This is a genomic window from Rathayibacter sp. AY1E8, from assembly GCF_002931415.1.
GTDB lineage: Bacteria > Actinomycetota > Actinomycetes > Actinomycetales > Microbacteriaceae > Rathayibacter.
In genome coordinates, this window is sequence record NZ_PSVI01000062.1 from 1 (window position 1) to 17831 (window position 17831).

The window sequence follows — 17831 nt, forward strand, 5'->3', positions numbered from 1 at the left end:
GCCGCTCGACGCCCGCAAGGCCACTCTCGACGACGAGCTCCGGATGTTCGCCCTGGCCGCCTCCCGCGCCCGGCGGCAGCTCGTGCTCAGCGCCGTCGCGGGCGAGGACGAGACGCCCTCCCTCTTCTTCCGGCTCACCCCGCCGGACGCGCCGCGGCTCGATCCGGCCTCCGCAGTGCCGCTCACGCTGCGCGGGGCGGTGGCGGCGCTGCGCCGGACCGCCACCACGCCGGACTCGACCGAGGCTCCCGCCGCCATCCGAGGGCTCAGCGCCCTGGCGCTCGCGGAGGTCCCGGGCGCCGACCCCTCCTCCTGGTCCGGGGTGCTCGAGCCCTCGACCACGGAGCCGCTCTTCGACGTCGGCGACCCCGAGCGTCCCGTCTCCGTCTCGCCGAGCCGCCTCGAGGCCTTCGAGCGGTCCCCTCTGGATTGGTTCGTCGACGCCGTCTCCGGCTCCACGACGAGCACGGCGATGGGGGTCGGCACCCTCGTGCACTGGGTCCTCGAGAACGCCGAGCGGCCCGATCCGCAGGAGCTGTGGGCGGCTCTCGAGTCGCGGTGGCCGGAGCTGGTCTTCGAGTCGCCCTGGCTGGGGGAGCGGCAGAAGCGCGTCACACGGCGGCTGATCGACGGCCTCGCGGGCTACCTCGCCGACTTCGAGCGCGGGGGAGGCGTGGTGCTCGGCCGCGAGCAGCAGTTCGAGCTCGACGTCCCGCCCGCCCGGGTGCGGGGCTCGATCGACCGCGTCGAGCGCGCGGCCGACGGCGCCGTCACGATCGTCGATCTCAAGACGGGCCGCAGCACCCCCCGCAAGGACGACATCGCCGAGCACGCGCAGCTGGGCAGCTATCAGCTCGCCGTCGCCGAAGGGGCGATCGAGGCGGCCGATCCGGCCGACGGGGGAGGCGCGAAGCTGCTCTTCGTGGCGACGGGCGTGCGCGGGAAGCCGTACCGCGAGGTGGTCCAGGAGCGCTTCGGCGAGGAGGAGCTGGAGCGGCTGCGCGATCGCGTCCGCGCCGCGGCCCTGGGCATGGCGGCGGCGGGCTTCTCGGGCCTGCTCGACGCGATCCCGTTCTCCCCCGGCGACGCCCTGCGGTACCGCATCCACGCGGTGCCCGAGGTCCCGGGGGACGGACTCCTGGCGATCGACGAGGTCGACGAGACAGAGGACCCGGAGGACTCCGAGGAGCCGGGTCCCGATGCGCCGGCCGATCCATCCGGCCCCGCCGACCCCGACCCCTCCGCCGTCCTCGAGGAGGAGCTGCCGTGATCGACGCCCTGACCATCGCCGAGCGCCTCGACCTGCGCCCGCCCACCGCCGAGCAGCGCGCCGTCATCGAGGCGCCGCTCGAGCCTGCCCTGGTGGTCGCCGGTGCCGGCAGCGGCAAGACCGAGACGATGGCGAACCGCGTCCTCTGGCTCCTCGCGAACGGCCACGCGGCGCCGTCGGAGGTGCTCGGCCTCACCTTCACCCGCAAGGCGGCGGCCGAGCTCGGCGAGCGCATCGGGCGGAGGATCGACCAGCTCGGCGCGGCGGGCCTGCTCCCGCTCGCGCCCGGGCAGTCGGCGCCAGACCCGTTCGAGGCCGCCACCGTCTCGACCTACAACGCCTTCGCGAACACGATCTTCCGCGACAACGCCGCCCTGATCGGCCGCGAGGGGGACGCGACCGTGCTCTCCGAGGCCTCCGCCTGGCATCTCGCGCGGGGAGTCGTGGCCGACACGGCCGATCCGCGCATCCTCGAGGTGGAGGCGGGGATCGACCGGCTGACCGACCTCGTCGTCTCGCTCGCGCACGACCTCGCCGACAACCTCGCCGATCCGGCCGCGGTCGCCGCGTTCGCCGAGGACTTCCTCCGCCTGGGCGAGCTGCCGCGCGGAGGCAGCGGCTCGGGGCTCTACCGCGAGCTCGAGAAGGCGCTGCAGGCCGTGGGCGCGCTGCCGGTGCTGACGGCGCTCGCCGAGCGGTTCCAGGAGGCGAAGGCCGAGCGCGGCTTCGTCGAGTTCTCGGACCAGGTGGCCCTCGCGCTGCGGATCGTCGACCGGGTGCCGCGGATCGTGGACGAGCACCGCGCGAGGTACCGGGTGGTGCTCCTCGACGAGTACCAGGACACCTCCGTGCTGCAGACCCGCCTCCTCTCGCGGCTCTTCGCCGGGCAGGGAGTGATGGCCGTGGGCGACCCGCACCAGTCGATCTACGGCTGGCGCGGTGCGAGCGCCGAGGGGCTCGGCCGCTTCGGCACCGATTTCGGGGGAGCGGGCCGCTTCTCCCTCAGCACGAGCTGGCGCAACGGCCGCCGCGTGCTGACCGCCGCGAACGCGATCGTGGAGCCGCTGTCGGCGGGGAGCGCGGTCGCGGTCGACACGCTGAGCGCGGGGCCTCAGGCCTCCGAGCACCCGGTCGAGCTCACCTTTCCCGAGACGATCGAGGAGGAGGCGGACGACGTCGCCGCCTGGTTCGCCGGGCGGCTGCGCGAGAACGCCGAGCCGCCGTCGGCCGCGGTGCTCTTCCGGGTGCGCGCGCACATGGACCGCTTCGCCGCCGCGCTGGCGAAGCACGGCGTCCGGTACCACATCCTCGGCATCGGGGGCCTGCTGCGGCAGCCCGAGATCGCCGACCTCGTCGCCGCGCTCACCGTGGTCGAGGACCCGGCCGCCGGCAGCGAGCTCGTCCGCCTCCTGGCCGGCGCCCGCTGGCGTCTGGGCGTCCGCGACCTCAAGGCGCTGCGCGACCTCGCCTCGTGGCTCGCGGCGCGCGACCACGCGCACCGGCTGCTCCCGGAGGAGGTGCGCGAGCGGATGCGCGCGTCCGTCACCGAGGGCGAGGGCGGCTCGATCGTCGAGGCCCTCGACTTCATCGCGGCGCGCCGCCCCGGCGACGACGGGCGGATCGACCACTCCGCGCTCGGCGGATTCAGCGCCGAGGGCCTGCGGCGCCTGCACGAGGCGGGCACCCTGTTCGCCCGGCTGCGCGCCCGGGCCGGGCTCGACCTCCTCGACTTCGTCACCCTGGTCGAGCAGGAGCTGGGCCTGGACATCGAGGTCGAGGCGAACGAGTCGCGCGGGGACGGCCGCGCCAACCTCGAGGCCTTCCGGGAGGCGGTGGCCGGGTACCTGCAGACGGACGACCGCGGCGCCGGCACCGGCTCCTCCCTCCGCGGATTCCTCCGCTGGCTCGTCCTCGCGGACAAGCGCGACGGCCTGGCCCCGCGACCGGAGGACCCGGAACCGGGGACGGTGCAGCTGCTGACGATCCACGGCTCCAAGGGTCTGGAGTGGGACCTCGTCGCCGTCCCGCGGATGGTCGACGGCGAGCTCCCCGGCACGCCGGTCGAGGGCTTCCGCGGGTGGGTCAGACTGGGCGCGATGCCCTACGCGTTCCGCGGCGACGCCGCCGAGCTCCCCGATCTCGCCTGGCGCGGCTGCAGCACGCAGAAGGAGGTCGTCGACGCGATCGGAGCGTTCGGCGACACCCTCCGCGAGCGCAACGAGGCGGAGGAGCGGCGTCTCGCCTACGTGGCCGTCACGCGGGCGCGTCACCACCTCCTGCTCAGCGGCTCGTGGTGGGCCGGCCAGGCCAAGCCGCGCGGACCGGGCGTCTTCCTCCGCGACCTCGAGGAGGCCGGCACGATCCCGCCGCTGCCGACCGAGCCCGCGAACGAGGAGAACCCGCTCGAGCGGGCCCCGCGCACGTTCCGCTGGCCCCACGATCCGCTCGGCTCCCGCGGCGACCGGGTCCGCGCCGCCGCCGCCCGGGTCCGCAGCGCCGAGCCCGCTCTGCTCGGGGCGCGCGGCGACGACATCCGCCTGCTGCTCGCCGAGCGGGCGGTGCGGCTGGCCGGGGGCGAGCGCACGCCGCTGCCCACCCGCATCCCCGCCTCCCGGTTCAAGGACATCGTCAGCACGCCGGACGAGGTCGCGGCGCAGCTGCGCCGGCCGATGCCGGAGCGCCCCTATCGGCAGACCCGGCTCGGCACGACGTTCCACTCCTGGGTCGAGAACCGCTTCGGCGTCCAGGGCGGGGCGGAGGCGGTCGACACCTTCCCCGACGAGCTCGACGACGCCGGCCCCGCGTCCGTCGAGCAGGAGCGGCTCGACGCCCTGATCGCCACGTTCGAGCGCTCGGAGTGGGCCGACCGGCGCCCGGAGGCGGTCGAGATCGAGATCCACCTCCAGCTTGCCGGCCACGTCGTCGTCTGCAAGCTCGACGCGGTGTACCCGACGGAGGACGGCGTGCAGATCGTCGACTGGAAGACCGGGCGAGCGCCGAAGGACGCCGCCGACCTCGAGCTCAAGCAGTTCCAGCTCGCGCTGTACCGGCTCGCCTACTCGCGCTGGCGGGGGGTGCCGCTCGAGAGCGTCGACGCCGTGTTCTACTTCGTCGCCGACGACCTCGTGCTGCGGCCCGAGCGGTTCTACTCCGAGCGCGAGCTCGCGGAGTCGCTCTCCTCGGCGACGGGAGCGAGCCCGCGGCCGTGAGCGGAGGAGCCCGTGCGGGCTCCCGGCGTGCGGTTGAGCAGCTCCTCGACCTCCGAGACCGCCAGCACCGGGCCGGTGTCGGTCGAGAGGGGCGCGGAGAGGTCGCCGAGCACGCTGTCGACCAGCGTGTCGAGCATGGCGACCGCGTCGTCCACGATGGCGGAGTCGTCGGTCTCGGTGCCGTGCAGCAGCCAGCGGGCGAGTTCGAGCTCGGCGTAGAGCTGGGCGCGCTGGCGGATCGTGCGGTCCACTGCTCCCGCGCGCATCCGGGAGTAGGCGGAGAGCGCCGTCTCGGAGCCCGGGGCGCTCAGCAGCCAGTGCAGGTCGCGCGCCGGGTCGCCGACCCGCAGCGCCGCCCAGCCGAGCACGGCCGCGACGACGTCGCCCGAGCGGAGGAAGGAGTCGGCGGTCATCGAGCCGTTCACCACGGTCGGGTCGAACTGCCAGAGCGCCTCGTCGGAGGAGGCCGACTCCCAGCGCGCGACGAGCGCCGCCGGGACGTGGCCGGTGTCGGCCGCGCGCTCGATCACCGCGACCGTCTCGTTCACGCTGTCGCGCGCGGTCGCGATCGGCAGGCCCGCCTCCTGGACGAAGGACACCGGGAGCGAGTGGATCGCCCCGACGGCCCGGCCGATCGAGTCCGCGAGCCCGCTCTGCGCGGCCACGTCGTCGATGAGGACGCGATCTCCCTCGAGGTACTCGTAGACGACCGCGCGGGCGCCGTCGAACGGCGTCTGCCCGACGCTCTCCTGCAGATCGAAGGGCAGGCGGCTGCGGATGCCGGCGGTCAGCGCCCGGAGCGCGACGAGGTCGCCGAGCTGCTCCTGCTCCGCGAGCGCGGACGTGGGCACGCGCACGACGAGGCGGGCGCCCTCGCGCGTCGTCAGCAGGGCGGAGTCGAAGTCGCCGTGCGTCGAGGAGGTGAAGGGGCGCGCGGAGCGGACGTCGAGGCCCTCGACGGCCGAGGTGGCCAGCGCGGCTAGAGTGAGATGGGATCTGGCCATGGTTTCCAGGGTAGGCGGCTCGTGCCCGGCCGGCCCGCCGCCACGCGCTGTCCCGCCGATGCCGTCGAAGGCCCGCGACAGCGGTCCTCGCGGCCCCCGTCACGAAATGAGCCCCGGATGTCACTGCCCTTCGCCGATCGCCTCCCGCTCTCGCGACAGGCGGCCGACCGCGACGGCGTCGGACGCTCGCGGCCCGCGCTCTTCGACGAGCTGCTCGCCGATCCCGCCACCCGCGTGCTCGTCCTGCACCACGACCGGACCCTGGTCGAGGCCGACCGCCTCCTCCTGCGCCGCCCCGAGGACGTGACCGCCGGCACCCTCCGGATCTACCTCGGCCGCACGCTCGCCGAGGCCCCCGGCGAGCCGGTCGGAACCCCCGTCATCGCGACCGTCCTCACCGACGCGGCCGCCGCCGAGCTCGAGCCCGACGAGGAGCGGTGGAGCGGCCTGCGCCCGATCGCCGAGCGCCTGAGCGACCGCGACGCGGGCCTGTTCACCGAGGCTCTCGCCATCGTGAACTGGCACGCCTCGCACGGCTACTCGCCCCGCAACGGCGACCCGACCGTCGTCGAGCAGGGCGGCTGGGTCCGCCGCTCGCCCACCGACGGCAGCCAGGTCTTCCCGCGCACGGATCCGGCGATCATCGTCTGCGTCCTCGACGCGGACGACCGCCTCCTTCTCGGCTCGAACGCGATGTGGGGCACCGGCCGCTTCTCCCTGCTCGCCGGCTTCGTCGAGCCGGGCGAGTCGCTCGAGGCCGCCGTGATCCGCGAGATCGGCGAGGAGTCGGGCATGCGCGTCGTCGACCCGCAGTACCTCGGCTCGCAGCCCTGGCCCTTCCCCGCCTCCCTCATGGTCGGCTTCACCGCCCGCCTCGCCGAGGACCAGTCCCCGGAGGATCTGCTCCCGGACGGCGAGGAGATCGTCGAGCTGCGCTGGTTCACCCGGCAGCAGCTGCACGACTCGCTCGAGTCCGTGCTGCTGCCCGGCCGCTCGTCCATCGCCCGCGCGATGATCGAGGACTGGTACGGAGGCGAGCTGGAGAACGGCCCGATCGCGTGACCCTGCTCGACGGACTCGACGAGGGGCAGCGGGAGGCGGCGGAGGCGCTGCTGGGGCCGGTCTGCGTCCTCGCGGGAGCGGGCACCGGCAAGACCCGGACGATCACGCACCGCATCGCGCACGGAGTGGCGACCGGCGTCTACACGCCCGGTCGCGTCATGGCACTGACCTTCACCAGCCGCGCCGCGGCCGAGCTGCGCTCGCGCCTGCGGGTGCTCGGCGCCGGGGGCGTCCAGGCCCGCACGTTCCACGCAGCGGCTCTCTCGCAGCTCGGCTACTTCTGGCCGCAGCTGGTGGGGGGCACGATGCCCCAGCTGCTCGACGGCAAGGCCCGCCTGCTCGGGCACGCGGCCGAGCGGCTCCGCCTGAAGCTCGACACGGCGACGCTTCGCGACCTCTCGGCCGAGATCGAGTGGCGGAAGGTGTCCGCCCTCTCCCTCGAGCAGTACGCCGTCGCCGCCCGGACGCGCCCCCTGCCCGGACGGCTCACCCTGGAGCAGACGGTCGCGCTCGTGGACGAGTACGAGGGGCTGAAGGACCAGCGCCGCCAGATCGACTTCGAGGACGTCCTGCTCGTGACCGCCGGGATGCTCGAGTCCGAGCCCGCGATGGCGATGCAGGTGCGCGAGCAGTACCGCTTCTTCGTCGTCGACGAGTACCAGGACGTCTCGCCGCTGCAGCAGCGGCTCCTGGAGCTCTGGCTCGGCGACCGGAGCGACCTCTGCGTCGTCGGCGACGCCAGCCAGACCATCTACTCCTTCGCGGGTGCGCGGGCCGACTACCTCCTCGACTTCCCGTCCCGCTGGCCGGCCGCCACCGTGGTGCGCCTGGAGGAGAACTACCGCTCGGCCGTGCCGATCGTGCAGACCGCGAACCGCCTCATGCGGGGCAGGCCCGGCGCCCTCTCGCTCCACGCCGTCGCCGCCGCCGAGGCGCCGGAGCCCGCGATCGACGCCTACCCGGACGACATCGCGGAGGCGCGCGGGATCGCGGCGCGGGTCGCGGCCGACATCGAGGCGGGGGTGCGCCCCTCCGACATCGCGGTCCTCTTCCGCACCAACAGCCAGTCGGCGGTCATCGAGCACGCCCTGCACGAGCGTGGAGTGAGCGCGCACATGCGCGGCGGCAAGCGCTTCTTCGACCTGCCCGAGGTGAAGCAGGCCGTGATGCAGCTGCGCGCGGCGTCCGTGTCGATCAGCGGCGAGCCGCTGTTCAAGTCGGTGAGCGACGTCCTCCGCTCGCTCGGCTGGAGCGCCGAGCCCCCGTCGGCGCCCGGTGCGGTGCGCGACCGGTGGGAGTCGCTGGACACGCTGGCCCGCCTCGTCGACGAGGCCCCTGCCGGATGGACCTTCCGCCAGTTCACCGACGACCTGATCGCACGCCAGCAGGTGCACCACGAGCCGGACCGCGGCGCGGTCACCCTCGCCACGCTGCACTCGGCGAAGGGCCTCGAGTGGGAGTCGGTGCACCTGATGGGGCTCGCCGAGGGCCTGCTGCCGATCTCGTACGCCGCCGGCCTCGAGGCGATCGACGAGGAGCGGCGCCTCCTCTACGTCGGCATCACCCGGGCCCGCCGGCGCCTGCGCCTCTCGTGGGCGCGCTCGACGGTCGGCCGCGTCACGCGGAGGGAGCCGTCGCGCTTCCTCGAAGAGCTCGGCACGCGCACTCGGGGTGCGGCTCCCGCTCCCGCACGGTGAACGCTCCGGAGGCGTCGCTGTAGACCCGCTCGGCCCCGCGGAGCCCTCGCCAGCCCGCGAGCAGCCGCCGCAGCGCGGCGTCGGCGGCCGCCACGGCGATCGCGGCGCTCGCGAGCGGCGTGCGGGTGGGGGCCGTGCGGCCGAGCACCTGAATCACGAGGCGCGCACGATCCGGGTCGAGATCCATCCGGTCCCGCTCGGCGCAGTGCAGGCACGGTCCGGCTCCCGGCTCCACCAGGGGTCCGAGGCGCACCGATTCGTCGCCGAACACCACCGCCAGGTGCGGCACGTCGGCCGCGAGCCAGTGCGCGGCGCGGGCGGGGGCGACCGCGAAGTCGGCGATCAGCACGGCGAGGTCCGGCGTCCCGTCGTCGGTGAGCAACGAGCAGCCCTCGCTCCGGAGCAGCGTGCGCAGTGCGTCCGGTGCCGCGCCCGTCCCCTCGACGACGACCCGCGGTGCCGGGGGAGGGCCGGGCTCGACGCTGCGCAGCAGGACCGGCCGGAGCGCCTCGAGCACCTCGTCGACACGCGCCTCGCTCGCTCCGGCGCGCGCCGCGATCAGGCGGACGGTGCCGGCGCTGGTGCCCACGCGGAGGGCGTCGAGCAGCAGCTCCTCCGGGTAGCCGACGCCGTCCAGGACCGCGTGCGGCCGGTCGAGGCCGAGCTGCACCGCGGTCGCTGAGCGCCAGAGCAGGGGGAGTCGGGGATCGAGCCGGAGCACCATCCGGCGATCATGGCCGAGACCGGCCCGGCGCCGCGCGAGTTGTCCACAGGCGGGCGCCGGACGGGGGTCAGACGGGGCGGTCGCCCGTGGGGGAGGAGCCGCGGTCGTCGTCGTCCGGCGAGCCGTCGTCGTCGGTCGTGTCCGGGGCGTCTCCGGAGGCGCCGTCGCCCTCGCGCGGCATCGTGCCGTTCAGCAGGTCCTCCAGCGCGCGGTCCATCTCGTCGGGCTCCGGGGTCTCGCCGCGGGCCTCGGCCGTGAGCCGGGCGACGAGCGCGCTCGGGTCGTCCAGGTCCTCCGAGCCGGGGAGCAGGTCGGGGTGCGACCAGAGGGAGTCGCGGGCCTCGGGCCCGACGGCGTCGGTCACGGCCTGCCACATCGCGGCGGCCTCGCGGAGGCGGCGCGGGCGCAGCTCCAGGCCGACGAGGGTCGCGAAGGCGGACTCGGCCGGGCCGCCGGAGGCGCGGCGGCGGCGGACCGTCTCGGCGATCGCCCCGGCGCTGGGCAGGCGGGTGGTCGCCGCCGCGGTGACGACGTCGACCCACCCCTCGATGAGGGCGAGGACGGTCTCGAGGCGGCCGTGCGCGGCGAGCTGCTCCTCCGTCTTCGGCGGGATGAGCGCGCCGGAGGTCATCGCGTCGCGGAGCTCCTCGGGGTTCGACGGGTCGAAGCCCTCGGCCAGCTCCTCGAGGCGGGTGGTGTCGATGCTGATCCCGCGCGCGAAGTCGGTGATCTGCGAGATGAGAGCGAGACGGAGCCACTTGCCGTGCCGGAAGAGGCGGGCGTGCGCGAGCTCGCGGACCGCCAGGTACAGCTGCACCTGGTCCAGCGGGATGTCGAGGCCCTCGCCGAACGCGGCGACGTTCTGCGGCAGGATCGCCGCGTCGTTCTCCTCCAGCAGCGGGATGCCGATGTCGCCGCCCGAGACGACCTCGGCGGCGAGCTGCCCGACGACCTGGCCCAGCTGCAGGGCGAACAGGGTGCCGCCGATCCCGCGCATCATGCCCTCGGCACCGGCGATCATCGCCTGCATCTCCTCCGGGGCCTGCTCGCGGAGCACGCGGGTCAGCGCGTCCGAGATGCTCAGCGCCACCGGCTCGGCGAGCTGGGTCCAGACCGGCATCGTCAGGGAGATCCACTCGAGGCGGCTGATCGAGCGCGGCGCGCGGCTCAGCTCGGAGACGTACGCGACCTCGTCGAGCCAGAGCGCGGCGACGCCGAAGGCCGCGTCGATCGGAGCCCGCACGGAGTCGGACACCGGCGCGGACTCGGCGCGCGCGAGCTGCTTCGCCTGCTCGAGCGAGAGCGTCCAGTTGACGCCGCCGTCGCCGTTCTGCTGCATCGCGCTCTGCAGCTGCGAGAGCAGGTTCTGCAGGGCCACCGGGTCGTTCGGCAGTCCCGCCGCTCCGGCGAGCTGCGAGGGGTCGACCGGGCCGTTCCCCGAGAGGAACTGCCGCAGCATCTCCCGGAACTCGTCCTCGGAGCCGCCGCCCGCTCGGTCCGCACTGTCGCCATCGGCCATCGGGATCAGCCCTCCGTCGCTCACGTGAATCCGGTCGCCGCACCGCCTCCGCGGCCCTGCACAGGGCGCCGGTTCCGGCGCGACTCCCAGTCGTGCAAGCTACGTTAGCCCGAGCGCCCGGGGCCTCGGCGTGCAGAGCACCGCTCGGGCCCAGCCCGCTTCCGCCCGCCGCGAACATCCCGGCGGAGCCGCTCCACCCGTCGCCAGAAAGGCCCCCGTGTCGCTGTTCTCCGACGACCCGCGCCCCTCCTCCTCCCCGCGCCGCCCGTGGGTCGGACCGGTCGTCCTCCTCTCGGGTGTCGCCGTCGTGGTCGGTCTGGGCGTCGCGCCCGCCCCCTACGTGATCGAGCAGCCCGGCCCCGTGTTCGACACCCTGGGCAGCAGCAAGGACGTGCCCCTCATCTCGATCCCGGACCGCACCACCTACCCCACGGCCGGCACGCTCGACATGCTCACCGTGTCGGTCGTCGGCAACCCGCAGAGCCTGCCCACCTGGGTCGAGGTCGCGAGCGCCTGGTTCGACAGGACCAAGGCGGTCGTCCCGGTCGACGCGATCTTCCCTCCCTCCTCCACGGTCGAGGAGCGCGACGAGGCCAACCAGGCCGAGATGACCGACTCCCAGCAGGAGGCGATCGCCGCCGCGCTCACCGAGCTCGGCTACCCCGTCGAGCAGCGCGTCTCGGTCGTGCAGGTGCCCGAGGGCTCCCCGGCCGAGGGCGTCCTGGAGGCGGGGGACGAGATCCTCGCGGTCGCGGGCACCCCCGTCGCCGACGCGACCGCCCTGCGCGCGACCCTGCAGACCCTGGGCACCGGCTCCCCGGTGCAGGTCAGCATCGAGCGCGAGGGCGCCCGGCAGGAGGTGGAGGTCACGCCGCGCGACTCGAACGGCGCCGCCGTCATCGGCGTCCTCCCCGGAGCGGCCTTCGACTTCCCGTTCGAGGTCGACATCCAGCTGGACGACGTGGGCGGGCCGAGCGCGGGCATGATGTTCGCCCTCGGGATCATCGACAAGCTCACCGAGGGCGAGCTCAACGGCGGGCGGAGCGTCGCCGGGACCGGCACGATCGACGCGGCCGGCGAGGTCGGCGCCATCGGCGGGATCCGCCAGAAGCTCTACGGGGCGGAGGGCGCCGGAGCCGAGTACTTCCTCGCCCCCGCGACCAACTGCAACGAGGTCGTCGGCCACGTCCCCGACGGGCTCGACGTGCTCGCGGTCTCGACCCTCGACGACGCCCTCGCCGCACTGAAGGGCATCGCCGCGGGCGACACCTCCGGGCTGCCGGACTGCAGCACCGCCGCTCCCCTCGACTGATCCCGCCCGCCGACCCCGGGTCGACGCCCAGGTGAGCCGGACAGCCGTCGCATAGCATGGGTGGCCTCCCCTCACATCTCGACAGCAAGAGGCCCTCACGTGAGTTCCACAGCAACCGAAACCCCGCCGCGGAAGAGACGGAGCGTCCTCGCCGTCACTGTCGTGGTGGTGGCCGTCCTGGTGGTGGCGTTCTTCGTCTTCGCCGGTCTGTACACCGACATCCTCTGGTACGACCAGCTCGGCTTCCTCTCCGTGCTCACGACGCAGTGGGCGGCGGCGGGCGGTCTCTTCGTCATCGGCTTCGTCGCCATGGCGGTGCCGGTGTTCATCAGCCTGATGCTGGCTTACCGCCTCCGGCCGGTCTACGCGAAGCTCAACTCGCAGATCGACCGCTACCAGCAGGTCGTGGAGCCGCTGCGGCGCCTGGCCACCTTCGGGATCCCCGCGGTGCTCGGCCTCTTCGCCGGCGTCTCCTCCGCCACCCGCTGGCAGACGAGCCTCACCTTCTGGAACCGCACGCCCTCGGGCACCACGGATCCGCAGTTCGGCCTCGACACGTCGTTCTACCTCTTCGAGCTGCCCTTCTACCAGAGCATCGTCGGCTTCGCGTCGGCGGTCCTGCTGATCTCGGCGTTCGCGACCCTCGCCACCGGCTACCTCTACGGAGCGATCCGGGTGAACGGCCGCGAGATCCGCATCTCGAAGGCCTCGCGCATCCAGCTGGCGGTCATCGCCGCCCTCTACCTCGCCGTGCAGGCGGTCAGCCTCTGGCTCGACCAGTACGCGACGCTCGCGCAGCAGGGGCCCCGCATCACCGGCGCCACCTACTCCACCGTCAACGCGACGATCCCGGGCCTGCAGATCCTGGCCGGCATCGCGGCGCTGGTCGCGATCCTCTTCGTCGTCACCGCCTTCATCGGCCGCTGGCGCTTCCCGGTCATCGGCACCGCGCTGCTGATCGTGTCGAGCCTGCTCGTCGGCTCCCTCTACCCGTGGATCGTGCAGAAGTTCCAGGTCGAGCCCAACGAGCGCACGCTCGAGCAGCCCTTCATCCAGAACAACATCGACATGACGCGCCAGGCCTACGGCGTCAGCGACGTCGACGTCATCCCCTACGACGCGACCACCGACGCGGAGCCGGGCGCCCTGCGCTCGGACGCCGAGACCACCGCGAACATCCGCATCCTCGACCCCGCCGTCGTCACCGACGCGTTCTCGCAGCTGCAGCAGTTCCGCCAGTACTACAAGTTCGGCGACACGCAGAACGCGCTCGACGTCGACCGCTACTCCATCGACGGATCGACGCAGGACGCCGTGGTCGGCGTCCGCGAGCTGAACCTCAACGGCCTCGGCACCAACCAGACCTGGTACAACCAGACGCTGGTCTACACCCACGGCTACGGCCTGGTCGCCGCGTACGGCAACCAGCGGTCGGCCGACGGCGAGCCGGTGTTCATCGAGTCCGGCGTCCCGACGACGGGCGACCTCGGCGACTACGAGCCGCGGATCTACTTCGGCGAGAACTCCCCGCCGTACTCGATCGTGGGCGGCAACGACTCGCGCGACATCGAGCTCGACTACCCCTCGGGCACCGACGGCGCGCAGCAGACCTACACGACCTTCGACGGCGAGGGCGGCCCCGCTCTCGACAACGTCTTCAAGAAGCTCGTCTACGCGATCAAGTTCCAGTCCGAGCAGATCTTCCTCTCGGACGGTGTGAACGACGACTCGCAGATCCTCTACGACCGCGATCCCGTGCAGCGCGTCCAGAAGGTCGCGCCGTACCTCAAGCTCGACTCCGACGCCTACCCGACCGTCGTCGACGGCCGCGTGAAGTGGGTCGTCGACGGGTACACCACCTCGGCCGACTACCCGTACTCGGAGGTGCAGAGCCTCTCGCAGGCGATCGCCGACACGAACACGCAGCAGCAGTTCCCGACCGACGACGTCAACTACATCCGCAACTCGGTGAAGGCGACCGTCGACGCGTACGACGGCAGCGTCACGCTCTACGCGTGGGACACCGAGGACCCGATCCTGCAGACCTGGCAGAAGATCTTCCCGACCACGGTGAAGCCCGTGAGCGACATGTCGGGCGAGCTGCTCAGCCACGTCCGGTACCCGGAGGACCTCTTCAAGGTCCAGCGCGCGGTCCTCGGCACCTACCACGTCACCGACGCGGGCTCCTTCTACTCCCGCGAGGACGCCTGGGCGACGCCGAACGACCCGACGAGCGGAGCCGCGACCACGGCCGCCGCGACCGGCACCAGCCTGCAGCCTCCGTACTACCTGACGCTGCAGACGCCGGATCAGGACGTGCCGTCGTACTCGCTCTACTCGACGTACATCCCGGCGAGCGTCCAGGGCGCGCAGGCCAGCCGCAACGTGCTGACCGGCTACCTCGTGGCCGACTCCGACGCCGGCTCGACGGCGGGCTCCGTGGCCGACGGCTACGGCACGCTCCGCCTGCTCGAGCTGCCGAAGGACGACACGGTGCCCGGCCCCGGCCAGGTGCAGAACGCGTTCACCACCGACCCGACGGTCGCGAACGAGCTGAACATCCTCTCCCGCGGCGACACCACCGTCACGAGGGGCAACCTGCTCACGCTGCCGGTCGGCGGCGGCCTGCTCTACGTCCAGCCGATCTACGTGCGCTCCAACGGAGACACGAGCTTCCCGCTCCTGCAGAAGGTGCTGGTCGCGTTCGGTGACGACATCGCCTTCGAGGACACCCTCGACGCGGCCCTCGACAGCCTCTTCGGCGGCGACTCGGGAGCCGACGCGGGCGACACCGGCACGCCGACGACTCCGGACGCGGGCACCGGCACCTCGGGCGGCGACACCGGAGGCGACGCGGGCGGCACGACCGGCGGCACCGGCTCCACGCCGGCCACGGGCGACCAGACGGCGCTGCAGCAGGCGCTGAACGACGCGCGGGACGCCCTCACGGCTCGCGAGAACGCCCTCAAGGCGGGCGACCTCACCGCCTTCGCGGCGGCGGACGAGCAGCTGACCGAGGCGCTCTCGCGGGCGCTGCAGGCCGAGGGCGGCCAGTAGCCCGCATGGTGCAGGTCGACCGCGGCGAGCACCTCCGCTCGGGTGAGTGGCTCGAGCTGAACCGCACGTACTGGGAGGAGCGCACCGGCGAGGGTGCGCTCCACCCGGAGCTCGTCACCGCGGCGCTCCTCGACCCCGGTCCGAGGATTCTCCAGCTCGGCTCGGGCGACGGGCTCGACGCGCTCGAGCTCGCCGAGCGCGGCGCCCGCGTGGTGGGCGTCGACTTCTCGATGCCCGCCGTGCGCCGAGCACGCGCCGGCGCCGCGGACAGGGACCTCGCCGGCTCCGCCCGCTTCGTCTGCGCGAACCTCTACGAGCTGCGGCACATGCTGCCGGAGCCCGACTCGTTCGACGTCGTGCTCTGCAGCGCCGGCGTCGTCTCGTGGCTCCCCGACCTGGAGGAGTGGGCGCGGCTGGTGGAGTGGTTCGTCGCCCCCGGCGGCGCGGTGCTCGTCGTCCCGTCGTCGTCCGCTCCCGTCGACGCCGACGTCCGCACCTGGTCGCGCACCTCGTCCGAGCTCGCAGCCGCCCTGACGGCGGTCGGGCTGAGCGTGGACGGGAGCGCCGTGCTGCGCGCCGCCAAGCCCGCCTGAGACCGGAGCCCGCTCCCACCGCCGCGTCGATTTGCACCGGCGCCGGAACGCGTGTAATGTCTCTTCTTGTGCCGCGGGGTGGAGCAGTTCGGTAGCTCGCTGGGCTCATAACCCAGAGGTCGTAGGTTCAAATCCTGCCCCCGCAACAAGAAAGCGAAAGCCGGTCCTGAGAAGGGCCGGCTTTCGTCGTTAACACAGGTCGCGGACGTGCTGCCCGCGGCTGACAGTGCGCGGGCGGAGACCTCAGTCGCCCTCGATCACGCTCAGCACGTTGCCCGCCGGATCGCGGAACCAGCAGATCGTCGGCCCGTGGCCGCGCATCACTCCGTCCGCATCGGTCGGCAGCGACGGGTCGTCGTAGATCGCCGTGGTGACGCCTGCCGCGTGCAGCTCGGCGACCGCCGCGTCGACGTCCTCCACCGAGAAGTTCAGGATCGTGAACGACGCCGGCTCGTGGTCCGGCTTCGGGTACGCGATCGCGCGGCCTCCGCCCGGCAGCCGGATGTCGAGGATCCCCATCGCGTTCAGCTCGACCTCGAGCCCGAGCACTCCGCCGTAGAAGGCCCGCGCCGCCTCCACGTCGTCCACGCTGAAGCCGCTGAAGGCCCTCTCGCTCCGGATCATCGCCGTCCTCCGTCCCGCGGCCGCACCGTCGCGCCCGCTCCGCTCCGGACGCTACTCCGGTCGCCCGTCCGCGTCACCGTCGGATCCGCCCGGCGCCGCCGCCGACTTCGTGCCGGGCTCGCGCGACCCGCATCCGCGGACCGGCCTCCCGACGCTCCGCGCCGGCGCGTGTGCCGGACCGGCCCGCACGTTAGGCTCGACCCCGATGCGAGGGGTGCTGCTGTGAGGGACGAACGCGGGGACGACGGCTCGGACGAGGGGCTCGGCGACCGCCTGACCCGGCGGAGCCCGCGGCAGGCGCCGCACGCGCTGCCCGCGGCACGCGTCGCCACTCCGGTCCTCACGCCCGTCCGCCCCGTGCGGCGCCGCCGGGGCCGTGTCTTCCGCGCGACCGTCAGCACGGTCGCCCTCGCCGCCATCGCGGGCCTCGTGGCGGTCTCCGCGCTCCCCGCCTACTCCTTCGACCCGGCACCCGATTCGCAGGCCGCCGTCGAGGCCGCCGCCCGCGTGCAGGCGCTCGGCAACCAGAAGCTCACCGTCGCGCCGACCGCGGTCCAGGAGCAGGTCATCCGCGACTCCTTCACCGCACCGACCCAGGCCCAGCTCGACGAGGCGGCCGCCCAGGCGCGCGCGCTCGCCGCCGCCGAGCAGGCCGCCCGCGACGCCGAGACCGCCCGCCTCGCCCAGGAGGCGCAGGTCGCGGCAGGCGCGACCGGCGCGGACGGTGCCGCCGCGGGCAGCGGCGGCACCAGCACCTCGGTCACGCCCCGCGAGGAGGGCGACGACTACCCCTGGCGCGACCAGCTCACCGACGACCAGGGCGGCGGCCTCTCGCCGCTGCGGTACTACTACCGCGAGTGCGTCGACTTCGTCGCCTGGCGGATCAACCGCGACCAGGGCTCGACGAGCGCACCCTTCAAGTGGACCTGGGGCAACATGACCCCGGGCGGGGGCAGCGCCTACGCGTGGGCCGGCCAGTGGGCCTCCCACGGCTGGGTGACCAGCAGCACGCCCGTCCCCGGCGCGGTCGCCTGGTTCACCGGCAACCACGTCGCGTACGTGCAGGCCGTCAACTCCGACGGCACGGTCTCGCTCGAGGAGTACAACTGGGGCAACGACCACGCGTACCACAAGCGCACCATCCCGGCCTCCCAGGTCGCCCTCTTCCTCTACCCGCCGAGCTGATGACCGGCGCCGTCGGCATGGCCGTGGCGCAGTTCGCCCCCTCGACGGACCGGGAGGCGAACCTCGCGACGATCGGGCGCCTGGCCCGGATCGCCGCCGAGAGCGGCGCGAGCCTGGTGGTGCTGCCGGAGTACAGCTCCGCCTTCACCGATCCGCTCGGGCCCGAGCTGGTCGCGGCGGGCGAGGCGCTCGACGGCCCGTTCGTCACGGCTCTCGCGGCCCTCGCGCGCGAGCTCCGGATCCATCTCGTGGCAGGCATGGTCGAGGCGGTGGACGGACGCCGCATCGCGAACACGCTCGTCGCGCTCGACCCCGAGGGCGCGCTCGTGGCCCGCTACCGCAAGCTCCACCTGTACGACGCCTTCGGTCAGACCGAGTCGGAGTGGGTCGCCGCGGGGGAGATCGCCGCACCCGAGACGTTCGAGGTCGGCGGCCTCGTCGTCGGGCTGCAGACCTGCTACGACCTGCGCTTCCCGGAGGTCAGCCGCTGGCTGGTCGACGCCGGGGTCGACGTCATCGCGGCACCGGCCGAGTGGGTGCGCGGCCCGCTCAAGGAGGCGCACTGGCGGACGCTG

The 17831-nt window shown here is 73.6% G+C and carries 13 protein-coding genes and 1 tRNA gene; 10 read left to right on the forward strand and 4 right to left on the reverse strand.

Annotated features, from left to right (window positions below; genetic code table 11):
* A partial coding sequence (locus C5C74_RS14700; protein WP_146083088.1) for a PD-(D/E)XK nuclease family protein occupies positions 1–1270 on the forward strand: 1270 nt, incomplete at its 5' end.
* The gene (locus C5C74_RS14705) at positions 1267–4479 is read left to right on the forward strand and encodes an ATP-dependent DNA helicase (protein WP_104283840.1); all 3213 of its coding nucleotides are present in this window, start codon (positions 1267–1269) and stop codon (positions 4477–4479) included. The genes C5C74_RS14700 and C5C74_RS14705, both read left to right, overlap by 4 nt.
* Here the strand turns inward: C5C74_RS14705 and C5C74_RS14710 are convergent.
* On the reverse strand, positions 4416–5483 hold the full coding sequence (locus tag C5C74_RS14710) for a phosphotransferase (RefSeq protein WP_104351788.1): 1068 nt from the start codon (positions 5481–5483) through the stop codon (positions 4416–4418). The two genes, C5C74_RS14705 and C5C74_RS14710, sit on opposite strands and share 64 nt — an antisense overlap.
* Positions 5484–5600: 117 nt before the next feature.
* Here C5C74_RS14710 and nudC point away from each other — a divergent pair, with 117 nt between their 5' ends.
* Complete coding sequence (gene nudC / locus C5C74_RS14715; RefSeq protein ID WP_104351789.1) at positions 5601–6545, forward strand: NAD(+) diphosphatase; 945 nt, start codon at positions 5601–5603, stop codon at positions 6543–6545.
* Positions 6542–8242, forward strand: a complete 1701-nt coding sequence (locus C5C74_RS14720) for an ATP-dependent helicase (RefSeq protein WP_104224836.1) — start codon at positions 6542–6544, stop codon at positions 8240–8242. Before nudC ends, C5C74_RS14720 begins: the two co-directional genes overlap by 4 nt.
* On the opposite strand, the gene C5C74_RS14725 is transcribed toward C5C74_RS14720, so the two are convergent.
* Complete coding sequence (locus tag C5C74_RS14725) at positions 8163–8966, reverse strand: hypothetical protein (RefSeq protein ID WP_104351790.1); 804 nt, start codon at positions 8964–8966, stop codon at positions 8163–8165. The two genes, C5C74_RS14720 and C5C74_RS14725, sit on opposite strands and share 80 nt — an antisense overlap.
* Before the next feature lie 67 nt (positions 8967–9033).
* Positions 9034–10485: a zinc-dependent metalloprotease gene (locus C5C74_RS14730; protein ID WP_104351793.1), complete on the reverse strand. Its 1452-nt coding sequence runs from the start codon at positions 10483–10485 to the stop codon at positions 9034–9036.
* A 217-nt stretch (positions 10486–10702) separates the two neighbouring features.
* On the opposite strand from C5C74_RS14730, the gene C5C74_RS14735 reads away from it, so the two are divergent.
* From C5C74_RS14735 to C5C74_RS14750, 4 genes are all read left to right on the forward strand, one after another.
* Entirely contained in the window at positions 10703–11797 is a 1095-nt protein-coding gene (locus tag C5C74_RS14735) for a PDZ domain-containing protein (RefSeq protein ID WP_104283838.1), read from the forward strand.
* Positions 11798–11896: 99 nt separating this feature from the next.
* Positions 11897–14854: a UPF0182 family protein gene (locus C5C74_RS14740; protein WP_181027225.1), complete on the forward strand. Its 2958-nt coding sequence runs from the start codon at positions 11897–11899 to the stop codon at positions 14852–14854.
* A gap of 5 nt (positions 14855–14859) precedes the next feature.
* Positions 14860–15447 carry a class I SAM-dependent methyltransferase gene (locus tag C5C74_RS14745; RefSeq protein ID WP_104226950.1) on the forward strand — a complete coding sequence of 196 codons (588 nt, stop codon included), beginning with the start codon at positions 14860–14862 and terminating at the stop codon, positions 15445–15447.
* Between the two features lie 72 nt (positions 15448–15519).
* Positions 15520–15593, forward strand: a tRNA-Met gene (locus C5C74_RS14750).
* A gap of 97 nt (positions 15594–15690) precedes the next feature.
* Here C5C74_RS14750 and C5C74_RS14755 read toward each other — a convergent pair.
* Positions 15691–16071 carry a VOC family protein gene (locus C5C74_RS14755; protein ID WP_104226951.1) on the reverse strand — a complete coding sequence of 127 codons (381 nt, stop codon included), beginning with the start codon at positions 16069–16071 and terminating at the stop codon, positions 15691–15693.
* Between the two features lie 222 nt (positions 16072–16293).
* On the opposite strand from C5C74_RS14755, the gene C5C74_RS14760 reads away from it, so the two are divergent.
* Together C5C74_RS14760 and C5C74_RS14765 are read left to right on the forward strand one after the other, a co-directional pair.
* Positions 16294–17256 carry a CHAP domain-containing protein gene (locus C5C74_RS14760; RefSeq protein WP_146083089.1) on the forward strand — a complete coding sequence of 321 codons (963 nt, stop codon included), beginning with the start codon at positions 16294–16296 and terminating at the stop codon, positions 17254–17256.
* The coding region (locus tag C5C74_RS14765) for a nitrilase-related carbon-nitrogen hydrolase (RefSeq protein WP_104351792.1) at positions 17256–17831 on the forward strand (576 nt) is incomplete at its 3' end. The genes C5C74_RS14760 and C5C74_RS14765, both read left to right, overlap by 1 nt.

Excerpts from the sequence above, each read along its gene's own strand:
- C5C74_RS14745 (WP_104226950.1), top strand. The coding sequence starts at position 14,860 with ATGGTGCAGGTCGACCGCGGCGAGCACCTCCGCTCGGGTGAGTGGCTC.
- C5C74_RS14725 (WP_104351790.1), bottom strand. The coding sequence starts at position 8,966 with ATGGTGCTCCGGCTCGATCCCCGACTCCCCCTGCTCTGGCGCTCAGCG.
- C5C74_RS14710 (WP_104351788.1), bottom strand. The coding sequence starts at position 5,483 with ATGGCCAGATCCCATCTCACTCTAGCCGCGCTGGCCACCTCGGCCGTC.
- C5C74_RS14755 (WP_104226951.1), bottom strand. The coding sequence starts at position 16,071 with ATGATCCGGAGCGAGAGGGCCTTCAGCGGCTTCAGCGTGGACGACGTG.
- nudC (WP_104351789.1), top strand. The coding sequence starts at position 5,601 with ATGTCACTGCCCTTCGCCGATCGCCTCCCGCTCTCGCGACAGGCGGCC.
- C5C74_RS14730 (WP_104351793.1), bottom strand. The coding sequence starts at position 10,485 with ATGGCCGATGGCGACAGTGCGGACCGAGCGGGCGGCGGCTCCGAGGAC.